Annotated in this window: 25 protein-coding genes; 18 read left to right on the top strand and 7 right to left on the bottom strand. The window is 72.5% G+C overall.

Features of this window, described 5'->3' with window-relative positions:
• Nucleotides 1–69: 69 nt before the first annotated feature.
• The 10 genes from MY526_RS11950 (at nt 70) to MY526_RS11995 (ending at nt 12,118) form a co-directional block, all read left to right on the top strand.
• Nucleotides 70–2,115: an acetoacetate--CoA ligase gene (locus tag MY526_RS11950; protein WP_436703952.1), complete on the top strand. Its 2,046-nt coding sequence runs from the start codon at nt 70–72 to the stop codon at nt 2,113–2,115.
• A 22-nt stretch (nt 2,116–2,137) separates the two neighbouring features.
• On the top strand, nt 2,138–3,958 hold the full coding sequence (locus tag MY526_RS11955) for a PEP-utilizing enzyme (RefSeq protein ID WP_436691852.1): 1,821 nt from the start codon (nt 2,138–2,140) through the stop codon (nt 3,956–3,958).
• Complete coding sequence (locus MY526_RS11960; RefSeq protein WP_436703953.1) at nt 3,958–5,055, top strand: PEP/pyruvate-binding domain-containing protein; 1,098 nt, start codon at nt 3,958–3,960, stop codon at nt 5,053–5,055. Before MY526_RS11955 ends, MY526_RS11960 begins: the two co-directional genes overlap by 1 nt.
• 5 nt (nt 5,056–5,060) lie before the next feature.
• Nucleotides 5,061–5,558 (top strand): acetyl-CoA carboxylase biotin carboxyl carrier protein, encoded by a 498-nt coding sequence (locus MY526_RS11965; RefSeq protein ID WP_436703954.1) that lies wholly within the window; start codon nt 5,061–5,063, stop codon nt 5,556–5,558.
• Nucleotides 5,555–6,922 carry an acetyl-CoA carboxylase biotin carboxylase subunit gene (locus MY526_RS11970; RefSeq protein ID WP_436703955.1) on the top strand — a complete coding sequence of 456 codons (1,368 nt, stop codon included), beginning with the start codon at nt 5,555–5,557 and terminating at the stop codon, nt 6,920–6,922. Before MY526_RS11965 ends, MY526_RS11970 begins: the two co-directional genes overlap by 4 nt.
• On the top strand, nt 6,922–8,403 hold the full coding sequence (locus tag MY526_RS11975) for a biotin carboxyl carrier protein (RefSeq protein WP_436691856.1): 1,482 nt from the start codon (nt 6,922–6,924) through the stop codon (nt 8,401–8,403). The genes MY526_RS11970 and MY526_RS11975 overlap by 1 nt, the downstream gene beginning before the upstream one ends.
• A complete protein-coding gene (locus MY526_RS11980; RefSeq protein ID WP_436703956.1) occupies nt 8,396–9,247 on the top strand; it encodes an HAD-IIA family hydrolase in 852 nt (283 codons plus the stop codon). Before MY526_RS11975 ends, MY526_RS11980 begins: the two co-directional genes overlap by 8 nt.
• Before the next feature lie 179 nt (nt 9,248–9,426).
• Nucleotides 9,427–10,419, top strand: coding sequence for a patatin-like phospholipase family protein (locus tag MY526_RS11985; protein WP_436703957.1), 993 nt, complete (start codon nt 9,427–9,429; stop codon nt 10,417–10,419).
• A gap of 290 nt (nt 10,420–10,709) precedes the next feature.
• Nucleotides 10,710–11,531 carry a class I SAM-dependent methyltransferase gene (locus MY526_RS11990; protein WP_436703958.1) on the top strand — a complete coding sequence of 274 codons (822 nt, stop codon included), beginning with the start codon at nt 10,710–10,712 and terminating at the stop codon, nt 11,529–11,531.
• Nucleotides 11,532–11,584: 53 nt separating this feature from the next.
• Nucleotides 11,585–12,118, top strand: coding sequence for a methyltransferase family protein (locus MY526_RS11995; protein WP_436691860.1), 534 nt, complete (start codon nt 11,585–11,587; stop codon nt 12,116–12,118).
• A 101-nt stretch (nt 12,119–12,219) separates the two neighbouring features.
• Here the strand turns inward: MY526_RS11995 and MY526_RS12000 are convergent, their stop codons facing one another.
• The gene (locus tag MY526_RS12000) at nt 12,220–12,966 is read right to left on the bottom strand and encodes a hypothetical protein (RefSeq protein WP_436703959.1); all 747 of its coding nucleotides are present in this window, start codon (nt 12,964–12,966) and stop codon (nt 12,220–12,222) included.
• Nucleotides 12,967–13,229: 263 nt separating this feature from the next.
• Between MY526_RS12000 and MY526_RS12005 the strand changes: the two genes are divergently transcribed.
• The 3 genes from MY526_RS12005 to MY526_RS12015 all read left to right on the top strand — a co-directional run bounded on the left by MY526_RS12005 (nt 13,230) and on the right by MY526_RS12015 (nt 15,560).
• The gene (locus MY526_RS12005) at nt 13,230–13,679 is read left to right on the top strand and encodes an RICIN domain-containing protein (protein WP_436691862.1); all 450 of its coding nucleotides are present in this window, start codon (nt 13,230–13,232) and stop codon (nt 13,677–13,679) included.
• Between the two features lie 227 nt (nt 13,680–13,906).
• A complete protein-coding gene (locus tag MY526_RS12010; RefSeq protein ID WP_436691863.1) occupies nt 13,907–14,842 on the top strand; it encodes a patatin-like phospholipase family protein in 936 nt (311 codons plus the stop codon).
• Between the two features lie 178 nt (nt 14,843–15,020).
• Nucleotides 15,021–15,560 (top strand): HU family DNA-binding protein, encoded by a 540-nt coding sequence (locus tag MY526_RS12015; RefSeq protein ID WP_436691864.1) that lies wholly within the window; start codon nt 15,021–15,023, stop codon nt 15,558–15,560.
• A gap of 255 nt (nt 15,561–15,815) precedes the next feature.
• Here MY526_RS12015 and MY526_RS12020 read toward each other — a convergent pair whose 3' ends face one another.
• The gene (locus MY526_RS12020) at nt 15,816–16,703 is read right to left on the bottom strand and encodes a helix-turn-helix domain-containing protein (RefSeq protein ID WP_436691865.1); all 888 of its coding nucleotides are present in this window, start codon (nt 16,701–16,703) and stop codon (nt 15,816–15,818) included.
• 220 nt (nt 16,704–16,923) lie between these two features.
• Here MY526_RS12020 and MY526_RS12025 point away from each other — a divergent pair, with 220 nt between their 5' ends.
• The 3 genes from MY526_RS12025 to MY526_RS12035 all read left to right on the top strand — a co-directional run bounded on the left by MY526_RS12025 (nt 16,924) and on the right by MY526_RS12035 (nt 20,025).
• Nucleotides 16,924–17,739, top strand: a complete 816-nt coding sequence (locus tag MY526_RS12025) for an alpha/beta fold hydrolase (RefSeq protein WP_436703960.1) — start codon at nt 16,924–16,926, stop codon at nt 17,737–17,739.
• Nucleotides 17,740–17,809: 70 nt separating this feature from the next.
• Nucleotides 17,810–19,309 carry a flavin-containing monooxygenase gene (locus MY526_RS12030; RefSeq protein ID WP_436691867.1) on the top strand — a complete coding sequence of 500 codons (1,500 nt, stop codon included), beginning with the start codon at nt 17,810–17,812 and terminating at the stop codon, nt 19,307–19,309.
• Nucleotides 19,310–19,779: 470 nt separating this feature from the next.
• Nucleotides 19,780–20,025 carry a hypothetical protein gene (locus MY526_RS12035; RefSeq protein WP_436691868.1) on the top strand — a complete coding sequence of 82 codons (246 nt, stop codon included), beginning with the start codon at nt 19,780–19,782 and terminating at the stop codon, nt 20,023–20,025.
• Nucleotides 20,026–20,059: 34 nt separating this feature from the next.
• Here MY526_RS12035 and MY526_RS12040 read toward each other — a convergent pair whose 3' ends face one another.
• The 4 genes from MY526_RS12040 to MY526_RS12055 all read right to left on the bottom strand — a co-directional run bounded on the left by MY526_RS12040 (nt 20,060) and on the right by MY526_RS12055 (nt 22,649).
• A complete protein-coding gene (locus tag MY526_RS12040; protein ID WP_436703961.1) occupies nt 20,060–20,302 on the bottom strand; it encodes a hypothetical protein in 243 nt (80 codons plus the stop codon).
• A gap of 182 nt (nt 20,303–20,484) precedes the next feature.
• On the bottom strand, nt 20,485–20,760 hold the full coding sequence (locus MY526_RS12045) for an RGCVC family protein (protein ID WP_436691870.1): 276 nt from the start codon (nt 20,758–20,760) through the stop codon (nt 20,485–20,487).
• A gap of 96 nt (nt 20,761–20,856) precedes the next feature.
• Nucleotides 20,857–21,408 (bottom strand): GNAT family N-acetyltransferase, encoded by a 552-nt coding sequence (locus tag MY526_RS12050; protein WP_436691871.1) that lies wholly within the window; start codon nt 21,406–21,408, stop codon nt 20,857–20,859.
• A gap of 434 nt (nt 21,409–21,842) precedes the next feature.
• Nucleotides 21,843–22,649 (bottom strand): hypothetical protein, encoded by an 807-nt coding sequence (locus MY526_RS12055; RefSeq protein WP_436703962.1) that lies wholly within the window; start codon nt 22,647–22,649, stop codon nt 21,843–21,845.
• Between the two features lie 66 nt (nt 22,650–22,715).
• Between MY526_RS12055 and MY526_RS12060 the strand changes: the two genes are divergently transcribed.
• Complete coding sequence (locus MY526_RS12060; RefSeq protein WP_436691873.1) at nt 22,716–22,874, top strand: hypothetical protein; 159 nt, start codon at nt 22,716–22,718, stop codon at nt 22,872–22,874.
• A 324-nt stretch (nt 22,875–23,198) separates the two neighbouring features.
• Nucleotides 23,199–24,137: a hypothetical protein gene (locus MY526_RS12065; RefSeq protein ID WP_436691874.1), complete on the top strand. Its 939-nt coding sequence runs from the start codon at nt 23,199–23,201 to the stop codon at nt 24,135–24,137.
• Nucleotides 24,138–24,209: 72 nt separating this feature from the next.
• On the opposite strand, the gene MY526_RS12070 is transcribed toward MY526_RS12065, so the two are convergent.
• Nucleotides 24,210–24,413 carry a zinc-ribbon domain-containing protein gene (locus MY526_RS12070; RefSeq protein WP_436691875.1) on the bottom strand — a complete coding sequence of 68 codons (204 nt, stop codon included), beginning with the start codon at nt 24,411–24,413 and terminating at the stop codon, nt 24,210–24,212.
• Between the last annotated feature and the right edge of the window lie 140 nt (nt 24,414–24,553).

Below are 24,553 nucleotides of genomic sequence, written 5' to 3' on the forward strand. Positions count from 1 at the left end.
CGCGGGACGCCGCGGGGCCCGGTGTTTCCGGATACCGGGAAGGAGGTGTTGCCGGTCACACTCGCGTCGGTGACTGTCTCGCCCATGTCGAGCGCGGCGATGCGCGGGGGAGCCGAGGGCGGATCCGTCCGCGAGGGCGACCTGCTGTGGACGCCGTCCCCCGATCGGGTCGAGCGGACCCGGCTCACCGCGTTCACCCGCTTCGCCGCGGAGCGCACCGGCCGGTCGTTCGACGACTACGCGGCACTGTGGCGGTGGTCGACGACCGAGCTGGGTGAGTTCTGGTCGGCGGTCTGGGACTTCTTCGACGTCCGGTCGTCCACCCCGTGCACGGCGGTGCTCGCGGAGCGTTCCATGCCCGGTGCCCGGTGGTTCCCCGGGGCGCACCTGAACTTCGCCGGGTACGTGTTGGACCAGGAGGTGTCGGGCGCACCGGCGCTGCTCTACGCCAGCGAGACCGAACCGTTGCGCGAGCTCTCCTGGGAGGAGCTCGCGAGTCGGGTCCGCGCGGTGGCCACCCACCTGCGCGAGGTCGGAGTGCGGCCCGGGGACCGCGTGGTGGGCTACCTGCCCAACGTCCCCGAGGCGATGATCGCCATGCTCGCCGCGGCGAGCGCGGGAGCCGTGTGGGCGGGCGCCTCGCCGGACTTCGGCGCCCGCGGCGCGCTCGACCGGCTGGCCCAGCTCCGGCCCGTGGTGCTGATCGCCGCCGACGGCTACCGCTACGGCGGCCGCGCGTTCGACCGGCGGGGAGAGCTCGCCGAGGTGGTCGCGGGACTGCCCCAGTTGCGCCAGGTCGTCGCCGTGTCCGTGCTGGGTCTGGAGGTGGCCGACCTGACGGTGCCGGTGACGTCCTGGGCGGACGTCCTGTCCGGCCCGTCGGTCGACGCCGCGGAGTTCGTCTGCGACCAGGTCCCCTTCGACCACCCGCTGTGGGTGCTCTTCTCCTCCGGCACCACCGGGCTGCCCAAGCCGATCGTGCACGGGCACGGCGGGATCCTGCTCGAGCAGCTGAAGTCCCTCGCGTTCCACCAGGACCTGCGCTCCGGCGACCGGGCGTTCTTCCACACCACCACCGGCTGGATGATGTGGAACTTCCTGGTCAGCATGCTGACGTCGCGGATCGTGCCGGTGCTCTACGACGGCAACCCGTCGCATCCCGACGTCGACGTCCTCTGGCGGCTGGCGCAGGACAGCCGCGCCCGCTTCTTCGGGACCAGCCCCACCTACGTCGAGCTGATGAAGAAGGCCGGCATCGTCCCTCGGGAGCGGTTCGACCTCTCCGCCCTCGAGGTCGTCATGCCGGCCGGTTCCCCGGTCGCCCCCGCCATCACGGCGTGGTTCTACGACGCCGTCGCGGAGGACCTGTGGGTGGCCACGGGCAGCGGCGGCACGGACATCTGCACCGGCCTGGTGGGCGGGGTGCCGACGCTGCCGGTCCGGGCAGGGGAGATCCAGGCGCGGTGCCTGGGCGTGGCCGCGGAGGCGTGGGACGACGCCGGCCGCCCGGTCGTCGGCCGGGTCGGGGAGCTGGTCGTCACCCAGCCGATGCCCTCCATGCCGCTGTTCTACTGGGGCGACGAGGACGGTTCCCGGTACCGGGCCAGCTACTTCGAGACCTTCCCCGGCGTGTGGCGGCACGGCGACTTCCTGGAACTCAACGAGCGCGGCGGCTGCTTCGTCCGGGGCCGCTCCGACGCGGTGCTCAACCGGCACGGGGTGCGGATCGGCACGGCCGAGATCTACCGCGTGGTCGAGGACGACCCCGCCGTCGTGACCTCGCTGGTGGTCAACCTCGACCTGCCCGGCGGAGGCTTCTTCATGCCGCTGTTCGTCGTCCCGGCGCCCGGCGCCGTGCTCGACGACGGACTCCGCGATCGGCTGCGCCGCAGGCTGCGGGAGGAGTACACCCCGCGGCACGTCCCCGATCGGATCATCGCCGTCCGCGCGATCCCGCTGACCCGCAGCGGCAAGAAGATGGAGATCCCGGTCCGCCGCCTGCTGATGGGCGCGGACCCCGCGGACGTCGCCGACCCCGCTGCCATGGCCGATCCCGGCTCCCTGTCCGACATCGTCGAGTACGCCCGCACGCAGCGGGACTACGCAGTCGCCTGACCCCCGAGAAGAGGAGACGAGGATGTCCCAGCCCACCGGCGAGCGGTCGTTCCCGCTGCCGTCCCAGATCGCCGACGTCTCGGGTGCGGAGGGCTGGGAGGCGATGTACCCCTACTTCTCCCGCTTCCAGCCCGAGGACGACCAGCGTTTCTGGTTCTACAACTCGATGCACTTCCCGGAGGTCGTGCCGGCCTTCGACGGGATCACCTCCGAGATCCCGTACACCGCGATCGGCGCGAACACCGCGCGCCTGTTCTCCTTCCCGACGACTCTCGGGATCGAGTACCGCATCCTCAACGGCCGCGTCTACATCACCGCCAACCCGGTGACCGACCCCGTGCAGATCGAGCAGCGGCTGGCGCACTTCCAGGAGCGGGCGGGCCACTACTACGCGAACTGGGACACGATCTACGCCGAGTGGCAGCAGCGGATCGAGACGCTCATCGCCGACATCGAGGCCGTCGAGGTGCCGCCGCTGCCCGAGCTGGACGACCTCTCCGTCGTCACCGGCCACCGCGGCTACGCCTCCAACCACCTGCTCCGCGAGAACTTCCACCGGTGCATCGACCTGTACTCGAAGATGTGGCACCACCACACCGAGCTGCTGATGCTCGGCTACGGCGCCTATGTCGTCTTCTTCGGCTTCTGCAAGCAGGCGTTCCCGGAGATGGGGGACCAGATGGTCGCCCGGATGGTCGCCGGCATGGACGTGACCATGTACCGGCCGGACGACGAGCTGAAGAAGCTGGCCGCGCTCGCGGTCGAGCTGGACGTCGCCGACCTGTTCGTCGAGGGCAACGACCCGGCCAAGGTGCTGGCCGGCCTCGGCGGGCGCGGGAACGCCGGCGCCCGGTGGCTGGCCGCCCTCGAGGAGGCCAAGGACCCGTGGTTCAACGTGTCGGTCGGCGACGGCTTCTACCACCACCACCTCTCCTGGGCCGACGACCTGACCGTGCCGTTCGCCGCCCTGCCCCGGTACGTCGAGCAGATCCGGGCCGGTGCGGACCTCACCCGGCCCACCGAGCGGCTGGCCGAGGAGCGGGAGCGGATCGCTCAGGAGTACCGGGCGCTGCTGGGCAGCGACGACGAGAAGGCCGCGTTCGACCAGATGCTCGGGCTGTGCCGGCAGGTGTTCCCCTACATCGAGTCGCACAAGTTCTACTGCGAGCACTGGTTCACGACGCGCTTCTTCCAGAAGATCCGCGCGTTCGGTCGGCTGCTCGCCGACCGCGGCGTCCTGGCCGAACCCGACGACGTGTTCCACCTGCGGCACCCGGAGGTCGAGGACGCCCTCGCCGACGTCCAGCTCGCCTGGGCTTCGGGTGGCGCCGAACTCGGCGCCCGGCACTGGCAGCCGATCGTCGCCGAGCGCAAGCGGATCGTGGAGGCGCTGTCGTCCTGGTCGCCGCCCCCGGCGCTGGGGCCCGCGCCCGAGGCGCTCAACGACCCGGCCGTCCAGATGCTCTGGGGCATCACCGACGAGACGATCGAGACCTGGTTGTCCGGTGCGGAGCTCGACGACAAGACCGTGCGCGGGTACGCGGCCTCCCCGGGCGTCGTCGAGGGGATCGCCCGCGTCCTGATGAACGTCAACGAGATCGGGTCGATCCGCGAGGGCGAGGTCCTCGTCTGCCCGGTGACGGCGCCCAGCTGGGGCCCGGTCTTCGGCAAGATCGCCGCCGCCGTCTCCGACATCGGCGGGACCATGTCGCACGCGGCCATCGTCGCCCGCGAGTACGGCATGCCCGCCGTCGTCGGCACCGGCCAGGCCACCACCAAGATCAGGAGCGGTGACCGCGTGCGTGTCGATGGTGACCGCGGCGTCGTGACCATCCTCGGCTGATGGGGACCACCATGACCGCGTTCCCGCCCGTGCTGCGCTTCGCCGACGTCGGCCGGGACGACGTCCCCGCGGCAGGGGGAAAGGGGGCCAGCCTGGGGGAGTTGATCCGGGCCGGCATCCGCGTACCCGACGGCTTCGTGGTGACGACGGCGGCCTTCCGGGCCGCGGTCGCCGCGCTCGACCTCGGATCCCGGGTGACGGTGCTCGACCCGTCCGACGGCGATGCGGTCGCGGCGGCCTGCACCGAGCTCCGGTCGATCGTCGAGTCGGCGCCGCTCCCGGCCGAGGTCGCCGAGGCGGTGACCGTCGCCTACGCCCGGCTCGCCGGCGAGTGCGGTCAGCCCGATCTCCCGGTGGCCGTCCGGTCGAGCGCCACCAGCGAGGACTCCGCCGAGGCCAGCTTCGCGGGGCTGCAGGACACCTACCTGTGGGTGCGCGGTGCGGACTCGGTCCTGACCCACGTGCGTCGCTGCTGGGCGAGTCTCTACAGCGTCGAGTCGGTGACCTACCGGCTGCGCCGCGGCATCCCCGAGACGGATCTGGCGATGGCCGTCGTCGTGCAGCAGATGGTGGGCTCCCGCAGCTCCGGGGTGATGTTCACCCGCAGCCCGCTGTCCGGCGACCGCTCCGTCGTCGCCATCGACGCCAGCTGGGGTCTCGGCTCGGCCGTCGTCAGCGGCGACGTCACACCGGACTCCTTCGTCGTCAGCAAGGTCACCGGCGAGATCGTCCGGCGGACGGTGGCGACCAAGACCCGCTGGCACCAACCCGACCCCGGCGGCGCCGGAGTGGTGGAGAGCGACGTGCCGGCGAACCTGCGGGACGTGCCCTCGATCAGCGACGAGGAGATCGCCGAGCTGGTGGCGATCGCCCGGCAGGTCGAGGCGCACTACGGCTGTCCGCAGGACATCGAGTGGGCGGTGTCCCGCACGGCGTCGCCCGGCGAGAACGTCTTCCTCCTCCAGAGCCGCCCGGAGACGGTGTGGGCGGGGAAGGACGCTGCGGCCAAGCCCGCGGTCGCCGCTCCGACCGCCCGCGCCTTCGACCACGTGTTCAACCTGCTCGGCGGCAAGCCCCCGAGCTCCCCGGAGAGCTGAGCGCCGTGGACCTCACCCCCGACGACGTCCGCGACGTCCTGCACGCGCTCGACTCCAGCGGCCTGGACGAGCTGCACCTGGAGCTGGCCGACCTCACCCTGACCGTGCGCCGGGAGGGGGCGGCCGGCTGGACGGCCGAGCAGCAGGTGCTCCGCCGTCCGGCGGTGGAGCGGGGCGCGGAGCCCGCCGCGGCCGCCGAGCCGGAACGGCCGCGCGCCGCCGTGGCCGAGGGCCTGGTGGCGGTGCACCCGCCGCTGCTGGGCACCTTCTACCGGGCGCCGAAACCGGGTGCGGCACCGTTCGTCGAGGTCGGCGACCGGGTCGCCGAGGAGACCGTCGTCGGCATCGTCGAGACCATGAAGATGATGACCCCGGTGCACGCCGGCGTCCGCGGCACGGTGGTGGAGTTCCGAACCGACAACGGGGAGTTCGCCGACACCGACGCCGTTCTCCTGGTGGTGGACCCGGGCTCGGACACCGGGCTGGGCGAGGGCGCGTCGTGAGGATCCGCCGACTGCTGATCGCCAACCGCGGGGAGATCGCGGTCCGGGTGATCCGCACCTGCCGTCGGTTGGGCATCGAGTCGGTGCTCGCCGCCTCCGACGCGGACCTGGACTCGCTGCCGGCGCGGCTGGCCGACCGGGTGGTGCGGCTGGGCCCGGCGCCGGCGTCGGCGAGCTACCTCGACCCGTCGGCGGTGGTCGGCGCCGCGCAGGCGGCGCACGCCGACGCGGTGCACCCCGGCTACGGCTTCCTCTCGGAGAACCCGGCTCTGGCCCGGGCGTGCGAGGCGGCCGGCGTCGTCTTCGTCGGGCCGACCCCGGAGTCCCTGGAGGCGGTGGGGGACAAGCTGCGGGCCCGCTCGCACGCGATCGCCGCCGGCCTGCCGGTCGTGCCCGGCGGCGAGGCCGCCGACCTGGCCGGCGCGCAGGCGGTGGCGGCCGAGGTCGGCTGGCCGCTGCTGGTCAAGGCGGTCGGTGGAGGCGGCGGGCGGGGGATGAAGCTGGTCCGCGCGGCCGAGGAGCTGCCGCACACCCTCGACCTCGCCGTCTCCGAGGCCGCCGCCGCGTTCGGCGACCCGCGGGTCTACCTCGAGCGGTTCGTGGCCTCCGGCCGGCACGTCGAGGTGCAGGTGATCGGCGACGGCACCCGGGCGGTGGCCCTGGGCGACCGCGACTGCTCGGTGCAGCGCCGCTATCAGAAGCTGTTCGAGGAAGCCCCGGCGCCGCTGCTGCCCGACCGCGTGCACACCGAGATGGCCAGCGCCGCCCTCGCCCTCGCCGGGCACCTCGGCTACCGCGGCCTCGGCACGGTGGAACTGCTCTACGACCGCGAGCGCGAGACGTTCTACTTCCTGGAGATGAACGCCCGGATCCAGGTGGAGCACCCGGTCACCGAGATGGTCACGGGCATCGACCTGGTCGCCGAACAGCTCGCCGTCGCCGAGGGGCGGCCGCTGTCCATCCGGCAGGAGGACGTCGCCCTCACCGGGCACGCCGTCGAGTGCCGGATCAACGCCGAGGACTGGACCGCCGACTTCCGGCCGTCTCCCGGGCGGATCGACCGCGTGGTGCTGCCCGTCGGTGACGGCATCCGCGTGGACACCCACGTGCAGGGCGGGTCCGTCGTCCCGCCCTTCTACGACTCGCTGCTGGCCAAGCTGATCGTGCACGGGGCCGACCGTGCCGACGCCCTCGCCCGGACCCGCGCCGCGCTCGCACTGCTGCGGATCGAGGGCGTGACGACCACCGTGCCCGTGCACCAGGCGCTGCTGGCGGACGCCGAGTTCACCGCCGGGGGAGTGGACACCGCCTACTTCGAGCGGTTCCTGCGCAACGCCCAGCCCGACCTGGCGGAGGTGTCCTGATGGCCGACGTCGGACTGGTCGACGTCTCCCTGCGCGACGGCAACCAGAGCCTCTGGGGTGCCGCGGGCCTGCGCACCGCACACGTGCTCCAGGTGGCGCCGCTCCTGGAACGGGTCGGCTTCCGGGCACTGGACTACAGCTCCAGCACCGCGATGGGCATGCTGGTCCGCACCCACCGGGAGGACCCCTGGGAGCTGTTCCGCCGCACGCGGGCCCTGATGCCGGCGACGAAGCTGCAGTTCATCGGCACCGGCTTCCGCTTCATCTCGTGGCAGAACTCCCACCCCGACACGATGCAGCTGGTCTACGACCGGTTGGTCGCCAACGGCATCGACCGGGTCGTCGTCCTCGACCCCATGCACGACATGGACGCCGCCCGCGCCACCGCCCGCCGGTTGAAGAAGGCCGGCGTCGACGAGGTGGTCGCGGCGCTGACCTTCACGATCAGCGCCGTCCACGACGACGCCTTCTACGCCGATCTCGCCCGGCAGATGCGCGAGTGCCCCGATGTCGACCGCGTCTACGTCAAGGACCCGGCAGGCATCCTCACCGCCGAGCGGGCCCGCACGCTGCTGCCCGCGATCACCACCGAGCTCGGCAGCACGCCGCTCGAGCTGCACTCGCACGCGACCATCGGACTGTCGCCGTTGACCTACTCGATCGCGCCGGAGCTCGGCGTCGAGGTCGTGCAGACCGGCTGCGGCGTGCTGGGCAACGGCTCGTCGCTGCCGGAGGTCCAGCGCACGGTGGCCAACCTGCGCGAGATGGGCCACCGCGTGGACATCGACGACCGTGCGCTGGGACTGGCCTGCGACTTCTTCGGACGCCTGGCCGCCGCGGAGGAGCTGCCGCCCGGTCGACCGCAGGACTTCGACGCCGCGTTCCTGCACCACCAGATCGCCGGTGGCGTCATGACCACGACCCGCCGCCAGCTGCGCGAGATCGGCATGGAGGACCGGTTCGACAGTCTCATCGACGAGGTCGGCCGGGTCCGCGCCGAGCTGGGACACCCGATCATGGTCACGCCGTTCCCCCAGATGGTCGTCTCCCAGGCGCTGTTCAACGTGATCGGAGAGCGGTACTCGAACGTGCCGGACCAGGTGATCCGGTACGCGCTGGGGAGCTTCGGGCGGCCGACCGCGCCGATCGATCCGGACGCGCTCGACCGCATCCTCGACCGGCCACGGGCGCGGGAACTGCAGTCGGAGCCCCCACCGCCGTCACCGGCCGAGCTGCGCCGGCAGTTCGGCTCCGCGATCAGTGACGAGGAACTGCTGCTGCGGGCGCACATGCCCGCCGAGCAGGTCGACGCCATGGTCGCCGCGGGCCCGTCCCCGGCGCACTACAACCCGACCCTGACACCGGTGCTCACCCTCCTCCGCGAGCTGGGTGAGCGGCAGTCCGTCCACGACCTCGCGGTCGGCAAGCCCGACCTGCGGCTGTTCGTGCACCGTCGCGCGAGAGGAGCGTCCCGTGCCTGACCTGGACCCCGGTGCCCTCGAACGGCTGCGGCGGGTCCGCGGCTTCGTGCTGGACATGGACGGGACCCTCGTCCTCGGGGACCGCAACAACCGGGGACTCCGCGCGCTGCCTGGAGCGGTGGACTTCGTGCGCCTGCTCGTGGAACGAGACGTGCGGTTCTGCGTGTTCACCAACGGCACCGTGAAGACCCCGAGGGAGTGCGCCGACGCCCTCCAGCAGGCCGGGTTCCCCGTGCCCGACGACGCCGTGCTCACGCCGGCCACCGCTGCGGCCGAGGTGTTCCGGCGTCGAGGACACCGGCGCGTCATGGTGCTCGGCGGAAAGGGCATCACCGAGCCACTGGAGGAGGCGGGCATCGAGACCCTCCCGCCCCTGCGCGGAGCGTCAGCCGATGCCGTCTTCGCCGGCTGGTACCGGCAGGAACTCACCTTCGAGGCCCTGGAGGCCGCCTGCTTCGCGGTCTTCGAGGGAGCGACGTTCTACAGCGCCTCCCAGTCGCTGTTCTTCGCCACCGCCGAAGGCCGCACGCTCGGCACCTCGCGGGCCATCAGCGCCGTCGTCCGCGACATCACCCGGACGCGGGTGACCGTCGTCGGCAAGCCGTCCCTGCAGGCGCTGAAGGCGGCGGCCCGCCATCTCGACGTCCCCGCGCCGGAGCTGGCGGTGGTCGGGGACGACCCCGAACTCGAGGTCCCGATGGCGCACAAGGGCGGGTCACTCGCCGTCGCCGTGCACACCGGCATCGGGCATGCCCAGTCCTTCACCGACCTCTCCGAAGACGTGCGCCCCCACCTCGACCTGCCGGACGTGGGCGTCTTGGCAGGCCTCTTGAGTTCGGCCTGATGCCGGTTGCGCACCGCGTCGCCGGCGTGCCATCGTCCCCGGGATCGTGATCCATCGGCAGGAGGTGAGACCCATGAACGCGTGTCCGCAGTGGGTGCTCCCCTGCAGTTCACGATCGCGCGACTGAGGTGGTCGCCACCGGGAGCGCCCCGCCAGGCAATGCGCGAGAGGCGACTCCCATGAACACGACACCTCCTCCACCTCGGCACGTCACGTCGACGACGGCCTCCGACCGACCGAGGTCCGACCAGGTCGAGCCGCAGGTCGACGCCACGAGGCGGGCGCCCGCCGCGGGCGAGCGGGCGTTGGTCCTCGGTGGTGGCGGATCGACGGGCAACGCGTGGTTGATCGGCGTCATCAGCGGCCTGTTCGATGCCGGACTGGACGTCACCGAGGCCGATCTGGTCATCGGGACGTCGGCCGGGGCGACGGCCGCGGCCCAGATCACCAGCGCGACCCCGACCGAGCTGCTGGACGCCGTCCTCGCCGCTGCGCCGCAGCGGAGGACCGGCCCGGGCGGACCCGACGGTGGACGCGCTTCCTACGGTCCGGTGGCCGACCACCTGGAGAGGACGAGCCGGATCATCGCCGCCGCCGAGGATGCGGCCGACATGCGCAGGCGAATGGGTGCGGCGGCGCTCGAGGTGGATGCGGCGTCGGACGGCTCGGGGCACACGCGGTGGCGCACGACCGTCGCCGCCCGGCTGCCCGGTCAGCGCTGGCCGGAGCAGGCAGTGCACATCACGGTCGTCGATGCCCACACGGGTGAACCGGTCGTGTTCGACCGGCACAGCGGGGTCGACCTGGTGGACGCCGTTGCCGCCAGCACCGCCGGCGGCCCTCCCTATCGGATCGGTGACCACCTCTACATCGACGGCGGCTACCGATCCGTCGAGAACGCCGACCTGGCGGCCGGCTACGGGCGGGTGCTGGTGCTCTCACCACTGGGCGGCAGGTCGCGGCATCCGCGGGAGTGGGGCACCCACCTGGCAGCACAGGTCGAGCGACTGCGCGCAGGCGGGAGCAGGGTCGAGACGATCGTCCCGGACAGCACCGCCGAGCACCTGTTCGGCGCCAATGCGATGGATCCGTCGCTGCGGCCGCCCGCCGCTCGAGCCGGTCACGACCAAGGCAGAGCGCTCGCCGAGCAGCTCACCGGGTTCTGGCGCTGACGCTGCCCTCAGCCGGCTCGGAGTCGCGCCCACCGGGCGGTCCGACCTCGTGACATCGGGTCCGCGATGCGCTTGGGTTGTGGCCGGGAGGGAGCAGAGCAGAGGGGTCGCAGCCACCTGGGCCCAGGGTCGACCGACCGAGGTCCTCGGGACGCCTCCATCGAGAACCGTGCTCAGCGGCCCCGTGAGGATGGTGCGGGCGCACGCGCTGCCGGCCGCCCTCCGGCGCCGATGGTGACCGCTGACGTGGCCCGCACCGCCACGACCTCGAGCACGAGAGGACAGCACCCATGGCGACCACCCTGCCGGCCTTGACTCCCGTCGAGGACAGCTTGTTCCTGACGCTCTGCTGCAGGGCGCTCGACAACCGCTCGCCGCATCCCGTCCTGGGCGACGAGATCGCCGACGAGATCGTCCGCTCGCTGGACTACGACTACGGGCGGTTGCACCTCAACACCGATCTCTGCCTCAACGTGGCCCTCCGGGCCAAGAAGATCGACGAGGTCGCGTCGCGGCTCATCGCCCGCCACCCGGATGCGGTCGGGCTCGACCTGGGCGCGGGGTTCGACACCCGGTCGGCCCGCATCACGCCGCCGCCCACGGTGGACTGGTACGACGTCGACCTGCCCGCGGTCGTGGCCGCCCGGGACGACGTCGTCCCGGATCGCGCGAGAGCGCACACCATCGGTGCGGACGTGACGGACCCGGCCTGGCTGGACGCCCTCCCCACCGACCGGCCCGCCGTGATCACCGCCGACGGCCTGATGGGGTTCCTCGCCGAGGACGACCTGATCGCCCTGCTCAACCGGCTGGTCGACCACTTCCCGAGCGGAGAGATGGTCTTCAACGGCTACACGCGGTTCACGATCTGGGTGGCCCGGCACGCCCGCGGCACGAAGTCGGTCGCCGCCGAGGTGAAGTTCCCCGGCATGGACGACCCGAGGGAACCCGAGCGCTGGAACCCCGAGCTGACGCTGGTCCAGGAGATGCTCATCAGTCGGCAGCCCGAGATCGCCCAGTTCCCCCGGGTCCTGCGCACGTACTACCGGCTGCAGTCGCACAGCACGTGGTGGTCCCGGAAGGGGACGCTGATCCTGCACTACCGGTTCTAGGAGCCCTGCTGGGCGCGCCCTCGGGGGTCACGTCCAGCTGACCTGGGGGTGTCGTGAAGAGGACCTCGGCCGCACTCGGCAGCTCTGGCTGGCTGCTGGTGGCCCCCGGAACCGTCTGCGGTCTGGTGCCCTGGCTGATCACAGGATGGCGTCAGCCCGGCGATTCGGCGTCGTGGGTCGACGCCCTCGGCTGGCTCCTCGTCCTGGCCGGTGCGGCGGTGCTGGGACACGCGTTCGTCGCCTTCGCCTGGCACGGGCGGGGGACACCCGCACCATCGGCCCCCACCGAGCGGCTGGTCGTCGAGGGTGCCTACCGGCACGTGCGGAACCCGATGTACGTCGCGGTCCTGGGGATCGTGCTCGGGCAGGTCCTGCTCTTCGCGAGCTGGGGACTGTTCGCCTATCTCGTCGTCCTGGGCACCACGATGAACGCCTTCGTGCGCACCTACGAGGAACCCACCCTGCGCGAGGCCTACGGGCCCTCCTACGAGGAGTTCTGCGAGAACGTGCCTCGCTGGCTGCCGCGCCTGACTGCCTGGCAGGGAGCTGCGCGGCGCCCTGGTCACCGGATGCGCCGTCGTGTCTGACTCGTCCGCCGGCCTCCGGGTCCATCCGCCTTCGCTCCCCGCGCGTGATCAGGTAGGACAGTGCCGAGCGGCCGTTCAGCGGCGCCGCACCGGGCCGGCGCTCACCGGAGGACGGCGGTCGACCGGGCCAGTGACCGGCCGAGGCCGAGGAGCAGCGCAGGCGCGAGGAGGGCCCCGGTCAGCAGCGAGGCGATGTCGTACACGGCTTCGGACCGGGTGAGCGCGGCGACCGTGCTGACCACCAGGCCCAGGGCGGTGGCGAGGGCGAGGAGTCGCAGCCGGCGGCCCAGGTGCACCGCGAGACCCGCCAGACCTGCGGCCAGCGTGAGGAAGGCTGCGTACTCGAGGTGGTCGGCGAGGTCGGTGATCGCCTCGGAGGTGCGCCCGACGGCGATGATGTCCGCCGGGGGTTCGGCGGTGAAGCCGGTGTCCCGCCACAGGCCCAGCTGGCTCACGTAGACGAGGTCGGCCAACGCCTTGAGCAGGGCACCGATCGAGATGACCAGCGCCCACGACTCCACGCCGGCCCGGCCGTCGCCACGCAACCGGACCCAGGCCCGGGCGAGCACGATCAGGGCGATGGCCGCGATCGGCCCGAGGACGTCTCTCAGCGCGATGTTCCACGCGATGTCGTGCTGGCGCTCGGCGAGCGCCACGAAGAACGCAGCCAGGTCCACGTCGCGGCCTGCGCCGGTCTCCCGGAACGGCGGGTTGCCGGGCAGGATCTCGACCGCGTCGACGAGGAACAACAGCGTCTGGGCGAACACGCCCGCGGCGCTGACCGTGGCGGCGAGCAGGGCGGCGCGACCCCACTCCTGTCGGGACTGGCTGACACCGACCTCGTTCACCGCCATGAGCGTCCCTCCCTGACCCGTCTGCGCAGCCTCCGATCGGCGCACGGGGGCAGCGGGGCGTCACCTTTTCCCGGCTCCGGCCCGGCGGACAGGGCCTTTGTGCCCCGCCGACTCGAGTGGACGGGCGGCATGAGACCCGGTTGTGGAGAGTCGGTTCCAGGGGATCCGTTCTCGAGACGAGGAACCGCGTGGCCCACGAAGGAAAGCGGAGTGACGTTCGCGGCCATCTCCACTATCTCGGAGCGATACTGTCCGGCATGGCGATCGCAAAGGTGTGGGGAATGGTCACCTCGCAGCACTCGGGCAGGATCTTCGACATCGCCGGGGGGCCGGCAGCGACAGGGCTCGGCGCTGTCCTGCAGCAGTGGCAGATCCTGCGCGACGCCTCCAACCAGCGCTTTCGCTTCGAGCAGCTGTCGGACGGCTCGTACCGCATAAGGGCAAGGCACAGCAACAAAGTCCTCGACGTCGCCGGTGGCTCACTGGACAACGGTGCGCAACTCATCCAGTGGGACTGGCACGGCGGACCCAACCAGCGATTCGACGTCACGGACCTCGGCGACGGCTTCCTCCGCATCGCCGCGCAGCACTCGGGAAAGGTCCTCGACGTGGCGGGCTTCTCCCGCGACAACGGCGGCCGCATCTGGCAGTGGGATTGGCACGGCGGCACGAACCAGCGCTGGCGCTTCGGGGTGCCGATCGACTGAGGTCCACCGCAGCACCACGTCGTGACCGGCTTCGGCGAGTCCAGTGCGGCGTCGTGAGCGATGCCGGCAGCAGGACGGCACCGCGCCTCTGATCGGCACGCATGGCGCCCTCCAGCCACTTGCCGGTTTCGCTGAGGTCGATCCGGTCCGCAGTCCCGCCAGGTCCGGTTGTGGGGCAGGCTGGGGGAGCGAGACAGGTCGGGTCTCGGGACTTGGGGGAGTCGTCGATGGCGGCTGTGGCGATCGCGTGCCAGGGCGGGGGCAGTCACTCGGCGTTCACCGCGGGTGCCCTGCACCAGGTGTTGAGCGGGAGCGGGCACCGGGTGGTGGCGCTGTCCGGGACCTCGGGTGGGGCGATCTGCGCCCTGCTCACCTGGTACGGGCTGCTGACCGGCGGGCCTCCCGAGGCCGGCCGCCTGCTGGAGCGCTTCTGGCAGGACAACACGGCCACCGGGCTGAGCGATCGGGTGACCAACCGCTGGCTGGTCGGCCTGGCCCGGCTGGAGGGACGGGTCACGCTGCCGGTCGTCAGCCCGTACGCCTATCCCGAACTGGCACGCAAGGCCCTGACCGAGCTGGTGACGCGTCATGTCGACTTCGACGAGGTCGCCCGGCTGCAGGAGTCCCCGCCCGACGACCAGCCGCTGCTGCTGGTCGGGGCGGTCGATGTCGCGACCGGCGACCATCGGGCGTTCTCCAGCCGGCGGGGAGAGATCACGGTGGACGCCGTGCTCGCCTCGGCCGCCGTGCCGCCGCTGTTCCGCGCCGTGCACCTGGAGGGCAGCTGGTACTGGGACGGCCTGTTCAGCCAGAACCCGCCGGTACGCGAACTGCCGGACGCCGGCCCGGAGGAGATCTGGGTGATCCGGGTCAATCCGCGCGCCCGGGCCACGGAGCCGACGACGATCGTCGACATCGCCGACCGCCGCAACGAGCTGGCCGGGAACCTCTCCCTGGAGCAGGAGCTGTACCTGCTTCGCAAGGTCAACGAGTGGGCGCCCCGCCTCGGCGGTGGCTACCGGCACATCGAGGTGCGCGAGATCGCCCTCGCCCTGGACCTCGATGTCGCCAGCAAGCTCGACCGCAGCCCGGCGATGATCCGGCAGTTGTTCCACCACGGGCAGCAGCAGGCGCGCCACTTCCTGGCCACGCTGCCCGGCTGACCGGGCTGGTGCACCGCCGAGTTCGCGCGCCGGGCTGCTGAGCGGGAGTCGAGGAGGCCCGTCCCCACGTCGGGACGGCGCCGGCCCTGTTGTGCCGGGGGCGTCTCGCGGTTTAGCTGAACCGGCTGTCCACACCCGGGCCGCTCCTCGTCCGCCCATGACTCAGCGGAGACCGCCGATGAACAAGTCCGACCTCGTCGCCCGGATGACCGAGCGGCTCGGCGGGGACCGCGCGGCGGCCGCTGCTGCCGTCAGCGGAGTCCTGGCCGAGATCGAGGGCAGCGTCGCCCGCGGGGAGAGGGTGTCGCTGAGTGGGTTCGGGACCTTCGAACGCCGCGAACGGGCGCCCCGGAGCGGCCGCAATCCGCGGACGGGGGAGGCGATCCAGGTCGGTCCCTCCGTGGTTCCCGTCTTCCGCGCCGGCAGCAGGTTCAGGACGCTGCTCACCCAAGCCGACGGCGCCGTGATGCCATCGGGACCCGCCGCCGTCGAGGACAGCGTTCCGAAGGCCACGGGCAGCAGGTCCCGGGCCGCCGCGTCGCCATCGTCCGGCGGAACGGCCGCGGTCGCTGCGGATGCAGCAGCGGACGGCAAGAAGGAGAAGAAGAAGGCCGCCAAGCAGGCGCGGGACCAGGCCGGCCAGAAGGGCGGCAAGAAGGCACGCACAGCGGGGAAGGGCAAGGCCGGGAAGAAGCAGGCGGCCAAGGGCACCCGCTGACCCACGATCCGGGTGCTGCCCTCGCGACGAGTCGGCCGAGCCGTCGAGCCGAGCGGCCGGCAGCGGACAGGGACCGACGCCACCGCGGCGCTGCAGGAGCCAGGCGGGGTGGGGCTGACGACCTACCTCTCCGGAAACGCCGGGAACGCGCCCGTCGTGCTGCGGATGGACGACCTCAGCGCGCGCCCGGTGGGCTGAGGGGCGCCCTGCAGCATCGGTCGGCGTGACCGCACCCGACGCGGCCGATCGTGACCTCTAGTGCTGACGGCTCCGGTACCGGCCGGGCGTGACGCCGACCCGCTTCTTGAACTCCCGGGTCAGGTGTGGCTGGTCGGCGAACCCGCAGCTGGCGGCGATGTCGGGGATGGGGGTCCCGGTGCGCTCCAGCAGCGTGCGGGCGCGTTCGACGCGCTGCTGGAGGACGAACGCGTGCGGCGTCGTGCCGATCGTCGCCCGGAACTTGCGGGCGAAGTGGAACCGGCTCAGGCGTGCGACGGCGGCGAGGTCGTCCAGGGAGACGGTCTCGGCGAGGTGGTCGTGGACGTAGTCACGGACCGCGCGGTCCTGCTCGAAGGTGAGCCCGTCGGAGCCGCCGCACTCCCGGAAGAGGACGTGCGCGTGCCGCCGCAGGATCTGGACGGCGAGCTGGCAGGACAGTGAGTCGACCATCAACCTGCTGCCGGCAGCGCCCTGGGCCGCCTCGTGGGCGATCTGCAGGATGGTGCGGTAGATCGCCGGGTCCTCGGCCTTGACGGTGTCGTGCAGCTCGACGTCGGCCACGTCGCGCTCGTACATCTGGCGGCAGGTCGCGGTGAGCTCGTCGTGCGTCAGGTAGACGTGCACGACCTCGATGTCGCGGGGCCACACCCAGTGGGACCCGACGGCGCGGGTGAGCAGCGAGACGTCGCCCGGGCCCAGCTCCTCGGCCGTCCAGGTCGTGTCGACGCGCCGGCGCATCGGGGTGACCCCGCGCCGGTAGGCGACGACGGTGTAGTCGCGCAGCGGCGGGACGACGACGTCCGACGGTCCGTAGCGGTACCCGCGGACCGACACGCCGTCCCAGCCGGCGTCCGGGTTGTGGACGGTGAGCCGGCCGGGCACCCACGCCGGCAGCTGATCCGGGGCTATCAACTGCTGCACCATGGTTGGCCTCCGGGTCCGCCCCCGCGTCGACACCGACGACTGCCCCGAGAGTAGGTCCGGTGACCTGCGTCACGACAGGGGCGCACGGCGATCCCCGACGGCAGGCGCATCCGCCGCCGACCGGCCTCCGCCGGCACGGGCCCGCCGGCCGCACGTTCCTTCAAACCGGCGCATCCGGAGGTTCAAGCCAGCACCGGGGGGCGCGGGGCATGGTCCCGGAATGCCGCTGCAACGAGTCCGTACCGGGGTCGGTCTGCACTACGAGGTCAGTGGGGAGGGCGATCCGGTCCTGCTGGTCATGGGGACGTCGGGGTCGATCGGCCTGTGGGCGGAGAAGGTCCCGCGCCTGGCCGAGCGGCACCGGGTCATCGCCTTCGACAACCGCGGACTCGGCGGGAGCGAACGCGGCGAGGGTCCCATCACCGCCGCGTCCATGGCCGAGGACGCCTGCGCCCTGCTGGAGGCCCTGGAGATCCCGGCGGCGCACGTCGTCGGCTGGTCGCTCGGCTCGGCGGTGGCCCAGGAGATGGCGCTCGCGCGCCCCGAGCAGGTCGCCTGCGCCGTCCTCTACGCGACGTGGGGCCGCTGCGACGGCTTCCAGCGCAGCATGTTCACCGCGCTGCGGCACCCGTACGCGACCCGGGACATGGAGGCCGCGCTGGCGGTCGCCGGGCTCGCCTTCTCCCCGCAGATCCTCGACCACCCGGACTTCCTGCAGCTCCTGGAGCCCATGGCGCCGTTCTTCCCGCAGAACGAGGAGCAGATGGGGGTCACCACGGAGCAGTGGGACGCCGACCTGGCGCACGACACGCTCGACCGGCTCGGGGCGATCAGCGCGCCGACCCTCGTCGTCGTCGGGGAGCAGGACCTGCTGACCCCACCCTGGCAGGCCAAGGCGGTCGCCGACCGGATCCCCGGCGCCCGTTACGAGCTGATCACCGGGCCCGGCTCGAGCCACTGCCTGCACCTGGAGCGGCCGGAGGACCTGGTCCGCGTCGTCACCGACTTCCTCGCCGAGCACCCCGTCACGGCCTGACAGCCGCTCCGGCGCCCACCGGCTCCGGGACCCGCCCCAGCAGAACGCGCACGCCACAGAAGGGGAAACCATGGACACCGAGGTCTACGAGGTCGCCATCCTGGGAGCCGGCCTGGCCGGGCTGGGCATGGGGATGAAGCTGAAGATGGCCGGCGAGGAGTCCTTCGTCATCCTGGAGAAGGAGGACCGCGTCGGCGGCACCTGGCGCGACAACAGCTACCCCGGCGCCAGCTGCGACGTCCAGTCGCACCTGTACTGGTTCTCCTTCGACGAACAGCCGGACTGGAGCAGGGTCTTCGCGTTCCAGCCCGAGATCCAGGCCAACATCGAGCGGCTCGTCGCCCGGCGCGGCCTCAACCACCACATCCGGCTGGGGGCCGAGATCACCGAGGCGGTGTGGCTGGAGGACGGCGGACACTGGCTGATCACGACGCTGTCCGGGGAGCAGGTGCGGGCGCGGGCCTTCGTGGCCGCCTGGGGCCAGCTCAACCGGCCCAGCTTCAAGGGCATCGAGGGCCGCGAGCACTTCGACGGCGACTCCTGGCACTCCGCCCGGTGGCGGCACGACGTCGACCTCACCGGCAAGCGGGTGGCGAGCATCGGCAACGGCGCGAGCGCCGTCCAGTTCATCCCCGAGGTGGCCGAGGTCGCCGGGCACCTGACCGTGTTCCAGCGGACGCCGAACTACTGCGTCCCGCGGCTGGACCGGCCCTACACCGAGGAGGAGCGGCGGCTGTTCCTGGACGAACCGACCCGGCTGCGGGAGAGCAGGGACGGCTTCTACTGGGAGCACGAGGGCTGGATCGGGGCCATGAAGCTGGAGGACAACCCGGTCGCCCAGGAGTTCACCCGGATCGCGCGGGAGCACCTGGAGTCCCAGGTCTCCGATCCCGAGCTGCGCGAGAAGCTGTGGCCGACCTACCCCATCGGCTGCAAGCGCCTGCTGATCGCCGACACCTTCTACCCGGCCCTCATGCGCGAGAACGTCGACCTGGTCACCGAGCGCATCGACGGCATCGAGTCCGCCGGGGTCCGGACCGCCGACGGCCGGCTGCACGAGATGGACGTGATCATCTACGCGACCGGGTTCGAGACGCTGTCCTTCATCGGGCACGTCGAGATCATCGGACGCTCCCCGAAGAGCTGGCCGCAGCGCCGCGGGGAGGGCGTCTCGCTGCGGGACGCCTGGCGCGAGTCGCCCGAGGCGTACCTCGGCATGACGGTGTCGGGGTTCCCCAACCTCTTCATCCTGTACGGGCCGAACACCAACCTCGGCCACAACTCGATCATCGCCATGCTCGAGTGCCAGTTCGACTACGTCCTCAAGGCCCTCGAGGCCGGCCGGCAGAAGGGCGCCGCGCTGGACCTGAAGCCCGAGGTGCTCGAGCACTACAACGCGCAGCTGCAGGACGAGCTCCGCGGCAGCTCCTTCGCCGGCAACTGCAACAGCTGGTACAAGACGCCGGACGGCCGCATCACCAACAACTGGTCCGGCAGCGTCGAGGACTACCGCAAGCGCACCGCCGACCTCGACCTCGCCGAGTACGAGCTGGTGCCGGCAGGCGCGTGAGCGGCAGCCGGGCGGCCGTCGACGGGGAGCGTCGTCCCCGTGGACGTCGTCCGCTGCGGGGCCGCCAGTGAGCCGGCACCCCGAGGAGTTGCTGCGCGTTGCGTGGTTGTCGCGGGGTGTGGTGGGTATTCCCGGCGCCGATCAGGGAGCCTCGAGGACTCATAGCGGCGGTCCGGCTCCTTCTCTCCGGCCTTCGAGCGCGGCGGCCAGGAAGAGGACCGCATGAGTGGCGGCGAGCGCGTCACCTGGGAGACCTGTCCGAGGTGCGGCCTGTCCGCATCTGCCCGCTGGCGCGACGGCACCCTGGTCGCCGTCGACTGCCCCGGCGGCTGCCGGCTGACCGCCGCGGACGTCGCCCGGCGCGGGGCGAGGGGGCTCCGGTTCCGGCCCCCGGTCGCGCCCGAGCCGACCGTGGGCGGGGCCGCGCGGGTGGCGGCCGGTCCGCCCCCGTCCCCGTCGGGGGCGGATCGGTGAGTGCCGCCGTGATCCGGTGCCCCGAGTGCGCCTCCCCGCGCGTCCACCACCTCTGGCGGGCCGACATGGCGCAGCTGGCCCTGATCGACCAGTGGAAGTGCCTCGACGCCACGTGTGGGCACCGCTGGGACACGACGGTCACCCATGCGCAGCTCCTGGACGCGGACGCGGCCGGCCCGGCCGAGGGTGACGAGGTGCCGGCAGACCGGCAGGACTCGGACGCGATGTCCGACTCGGGGTGAGTCCGGGGGCCGCGGGTGGCCCACGGTCGTCGGGTCAGGTCCACCCCGCGATGCGCCGGCACTCCGCACAGCGGGAGATGGCCCAGGCGTTGTGCCAGTCCATGTCGGCGATCGCGGTGACCAGGACGCCGCAGACCGACGAGGCGAGCCCGTCGACGACGGGCCGGGCGACCGCGTGGGCCAACGTCACCGCGCGGCGCAGGTCCCGGCCGTCCCGGAGCGGGTCGCGCTCGACCGACGCGACGTGGGTGCCGGTCACGTACAGGCTGGCCGTCATGCCCACAGCGTCGGCTCGTCGCATGACGCCGGTGCTACGGCTGCGCAGCGATCCTGCGATGGTCCGCGGGTCGCGGCGGGCGTGTCGCCCGAGCGTCCCTTGCCTGTGCAGTGCGATGGGCAACGGACCGCTCCCTGACGGAGCCACCGACGTCGACCGCCGCCGTGGGGGCCGGAGCGCGGTCAGGACCGGCAGACGCAACCCCTGGCGATCGCACCGGTGCCCGTCGCCGAGCAGAACCGCGCAGCGATCGCGTCATGGTCCGCACGCGGGTGTGGGCACACGTCGCACGCCTCGGTGGTCATGGCCTGCGCGGCGTCGTCGCGCAGCGATGCCTGCTCGCGGGCTCGGACGTCGGTAGAGGTCGTCATCGGGATCGTGGAGGAGGTCATGGCGGAAACGGCCTGACTCCACCGCAGCGCGGCGGGGTAGTGGTGAGTCGGTCCCGGCGCTGCCATGGGAGGCAGTGAACGAGGAGGGATCGGCAACCCCACGCTACGCGCGTGCCCGCCGGACACCGTGGCATCCCGCCGGGGCCTGCCCGTGTCCCGTGCTCACTGCGGCTCCCGCCACATCGGGTACACCGTGGGTCCGTTCGCGGGCAGGACCAGCTGCTCCAACTCGTGGAAGCCGTGGCGCCGGTACAACGCGCGGTTGCGGGGACTCGATGCCTCCAGATAGGCGGGCAGGCGCCGGCTGTCGCAGAGGTCGAGTACCGGGCGCATCACCGCGGCGCCGATCCCGGTGCCCTGCTTCTCCGGTTCCGTCCCCAGGTAGTAGAGGTACCAGTGGGGCTGCACGGGATGGTGTTCCTGCATCACGGACTGCGCCCGCGACGCGAGGCCGATCCTCCGGCCGAAGACACGCAGCGCCGCAGGCGTCTGCCGGAGCGTCTCCGTGGTGCTGGGCCGCCAGCCGCCCGGCGGGTACCAGATCGCGGCCCCGTCGCCGTCGGCCGACATCCAACTCCCTCCGAGGCGTTCGCTGCGGGGGAGCTCCAGGGCGAAGAACCGTGCCAGCCGTTCCTCCCGCCGACGCACGCCCGGGGGGAACAGGTAGGTGACGACGGGGTCGTCGGCGAAGGCTCCGGCCAGGACGGCTGCCACGCGCGCCCGGTCCGCGGCCGTGGCCGGTCGGGCCTGCGGTCGGGATGCGTTCATCGAGTCCGCCCTCTCTGTCTCGGCACGGCTCGGGGGGAGTCGGGCACGCCGGTCAGGGTCCTCCCGGCGGTTGTTCCTGGTCGCTCCGGGGGAGGGCCGCCGTCGGCCCGGGCGTGTCGGACGGGCGAGGTCGAGGACGAGCTCCCCGCCGAGGGAGCCGCCGTTGGTGTCGGCCTCCTTCGGCCGTGGTTGTGGCCGGTCTCACGGTGAGCCGGACGCTTACCGCCGTCGGCACGGGGCACCCAGACGTCGGTTGGGTCTTCGGGCCGGACCCCATCCAATGCCGGCTGGGCCGGCTCCAGCCCGTCCTCTACGGGGGCTGAACGGATCCCGGCCCTCGGGTGCCGAACCCACCGACGCCGCCCACCACATGACCGCCCCTATGAGAGGCCTGCTCCGCCATGGCGCAATCGAACAAGACCAAGTCCAGCGAGACCGAGACCGTTGCAGTTCCCGTCGACGTCACGGTCGAGGAGGGTGACCGCGGCGGAAAGGGCCCGACCGGCCCGGTCGGCCCCGCCGGTGAGATCGGTGACAAGGGTCCCCAGGGTCCGGCCGGCCCCGCCGGTGACCGAGGCGAGAAGGGCGCGCAGGGCCCCACCGGTCCGGTCGGTGAGCAGGGCGACAAGGGTCAGCAGGGCCCCAGCGGTCCGGTCGGCGAGCGAGGCGACAAGGGTGAGCAGGGCCCGACCGGTCCTGTGGGTCCGATGGGCGAGGGCGGTCTCCAGGGACCGGTCGGCGCGCGAGGCGACGAGGGCCCGCAGGGCGGCCAGGGGCCCGAGGGCGAGACCGGTCCGCAGGGCGAGCAGGGTCTGCCCGGCTCCACCGGTCGCCCCGGCGAGCAGGGCCAGGAGGGCCCGCAGGGCCTCCCCGGGCTGCGCGGCGAGACCGGCCCGCGGGGTGTGGCCGGCGAGCGAGGTGAGCACGGACCGCAGGGTGAGCACGGCCTGCAGGGCGCGCCGGGTCAGCGCGGTGTGATCGGCGAGACCGGCGAACAGGGCGAGAAGGGCTTGCCCGGTGCGCAGGGCGAGCAGGGCCAGCGCGGCGAGCAGGGCGCAGCGGGTGTCCGCGGCCTGCAGGGCCTGCAGGGCCTGCAGGGCGTGCAGGGCCCGGCCGGTCCCGCCGGTCCGGTCGGTCTCCCCGGCGTCCAGGGCTCGCAGGGCCCGTCCGGTCCGGCCTGGCTCCACCAGCCCAGCACCGCCGAGCTGGCGGCCAGGGTCAAGCAGGCGGCGTTCGATGTCACGCCGCGCACCGTGCTCGACCCTCGGGTGGGCGTTCACTACCTGGTGACGTTGGCCTCGCGGCTGGTCAAGTTGCAGGGCGGTCTGTTCCTGCGCGCCATCGTCGACACCGACGCCGCGGCGAACCGTCGGTCGACCGCCGACCTGTCCAACGTGCGCTCCATCGCCTGACCGACGCCGCATCGCTGAAGGGCGCCCCGCTTCGTCCGCTCCGGCGAAGTGGGGCGCCCTCCACCGTCGCGAGGCGGCTGGGTGCAGCACTGACTGCGTCAGGCCGGCGGGCGCAGGTGCACTCTGCGGCAACCGGTCACCGGCATCGACCTCAGCTGCGTCCCTGCGGCGACCCCGAGGAGGACCGGTCCTGCCTCTTGCCCGGGCCGCGGCCGAGGACGAGCCTGTACACGAGCGCCGGACCGAGCAGCGGGCCGTCGCCGGGTCGTTGCGGGGATCGGGTCGTCGAAGGCGGGCGCAGCGATGAGTCCACGAGAACCCGACGTGCGGGGCTCAGCGGCGCCTGAGGGGCGGGCTCCGGAGGACGAGGTCCGGGTCGGCTGCCGTCTGCTGCTGATCGCGTTCACCGGCCTCACGCTGCTCGCCGTACTCGGCTTGCTCGTCGGGGCGTCGAGGGCGCACGACGACTTCGCCTGGCGCATCTCCACGGAGCTCACGGCGGCCTTCCTCGGAGCCGCGTTCGCCGCGGGCTTCGTCCTCTCGCTGCTCTCCCTCCGGGAGCGGCGATGGAGCCGGATCCGGGTCCCCGTCCTCACGGTGACCGTGTACACCGTCCTCGCCCTCGTTGCGACGATCGTCCACAACCACGGCCTCCAGCTGTTCGCCGTCGGGGCCTCCGCGCGGTTCGCGGCCTGGTTCTGGCTCGTCGTCTACCTCGTCGTCCCCGGCGCCTGCCTCGCCGTCGTTCTCGGGCACGAGCTCCGCCGCGGCCCGGCCGAACCGGTCCACCGCCCCATGCCGGCCTGGCTGGTGGTGCTGCTCGCCGTGCAGGGCGCGACCATGGCCGGGGTCGGGGTGGTCCTCTACCTGGGCGGTGCGACGGTCCACCACACGCTCGACGACATGACGGGCTTCTGGCCGTGGGAGCTGGGGACGCTGAGCGGCCAGGTGGTCGGTTCGTGGTTGATGGCCTTCGGGGTCGCCGCCGCGCTGACCATCCGGGAGCGCGACCTGACCAGACTGGTCATCCCCGCGGTGGCCTACGCCGTCTTCGGGGTCCTGGAGCTGCTCGTGCTGCTCCGCTACCGGACCGAGGTGAGCGCCGACGACCCGTGGCTGTGGGTCTACGTGGCCGTCCTCCTCACCGTCGTCGGGAGCGGTGGCTACGGCTGGTGGGCCGGCCGGCGCCGGGCGGATGACCGGCTCGTGGTCCCCACGCGCCCCGGGCAGGCGACGGAGGACCGGAGCCCGGTCAGGCCCTGAGTCGGCGCGGCCGGTGCGCCTGCCGAGTTCCTGTGCCCGCGCCGGGACGGCCCGGACTCCGGACGACGGTGCTCAGATCCGCGCGGCCGTGCCGCAGATGCCGCAGACCTCGAGCTGACGGCGTCCCCACCGGGCGATGGGCACGAAGAACACCGTGAACTGCTTGAACTGGCGCACCCGCGACCACTGCGTGGTGTTGCCGCAGTGCGGGCAGGTGCGGACCTCCCCGGGGCCCAGGTCCTGCTGCTTGGTGCCGAAGCCGAAGAGGACGATCACGCCGCCACCCTAGGCAGCGGACCCCGCCGCCGTCCGACGCTCGTCAAACACGGCACGCGTGCCGACCGTGGACGGCGCACCCCCTGCACGTCAGCGGACACGCTCCCGCGCCCTGCGCGATCTTGACGGAATCCTTACGC

The sequence above is a fragment of the Geodermatophilus sp. CPCC 205761 genome (assembly GCF_051383655.1).
Lineage (GTDB): Bacteria > Actinomycetota > Actinomycetes > Mycobacteriales > Geodermatophilaceae > Geodermatophilus.

Coding starts and splice junctions, on each gene's coding strand:
- MY526_RS12010 (WP_436691863.1), top strand. CDS start 13,907: ATGGCGGCTGTGGCGATCGCGTGCCAGGGCGGGGGCAGTCACTCGGCG.
- MY526_RS11975 (WP_436691856.1), top strand. CDS start 6,922: ATGGCCGACGTCGGACTGGTCGACGTCTCCCTGCGCGACGGCAACCAG.
- MY526_RS12030 (WP_436691867.1), top strand. CDS start 17,810: ATGGACACCGAGGTCTACGAGGTCGCCATCCTGGGAGCCGGCCTGGCC.
- MY526_RS11955 (WP_436691852.1), top strand. CDS start 2,138: ATGTCCCAGCCCACCGGCGAGCGGTCGTTCCCGCTGCCGTCCCAGATC.
- MY526_RS12015 (WP_436691864.1), top strand. CDS start 15,021: ATGAACAAGTCCGACCTCGTCGCCCGGATGACCGAGCGGCTCGGCGGG.
- MY526_RS12045 (WP_436691870.1), bottom strand. CDS start 20,760: ATGGCAGCGCCGGGACCGACTCACCACTACCCCGCCGCGCTGCGGTGG.
- MY526_RS12005 (WP_436691862.1), top strand. CDS start 13,230: ATGGCGATCGCAAAGGTGTGGGGAATGGTCACCTCGCAGCACTCGGGC.
- MY526_RS12020 (WP_436691865.1), bottom strand. CDS start 16,703: ATGGTGCAGCAGTTGATAGCCCCGGATCAGCTGCCGGCGTGGGTGCCC.
- MY526_RS11960 (WP_436703953.1), top strand. CDS start 3,958: ATGGGGACCACCATGACCGCGTTCCCGCCCGTGCTGCGCTTCGCCGAC.
- MY526_RS11985 (WP_436703957.1), top strand. CDS start 9,427: ATGAACACGACACCTCCTCCACCTCGGCACGTCACGTCGACGACGGCC.
- MY526_RS12025 (WP_436703960.1), top strand. CDS start 16,924: ATGCCGCTGCAACGAGTCCGTACCGGGGTCGGTCTGCACTACGAGGTC.
- MY526_RS11990 (WP_436703958.1), top strand. CDS start 10,710: ATGGCGACCACCCTGCCGGCCTTGACTCCCGTCGAGGACAGCTTGTTC.
- MY526_RS12040 (WP_436703961.1), bottom strand. CDS start 20,302: ATGACGGCCAGCCTGTACGTGACCGGCACCCACGTCGCGTCGGTCGAG.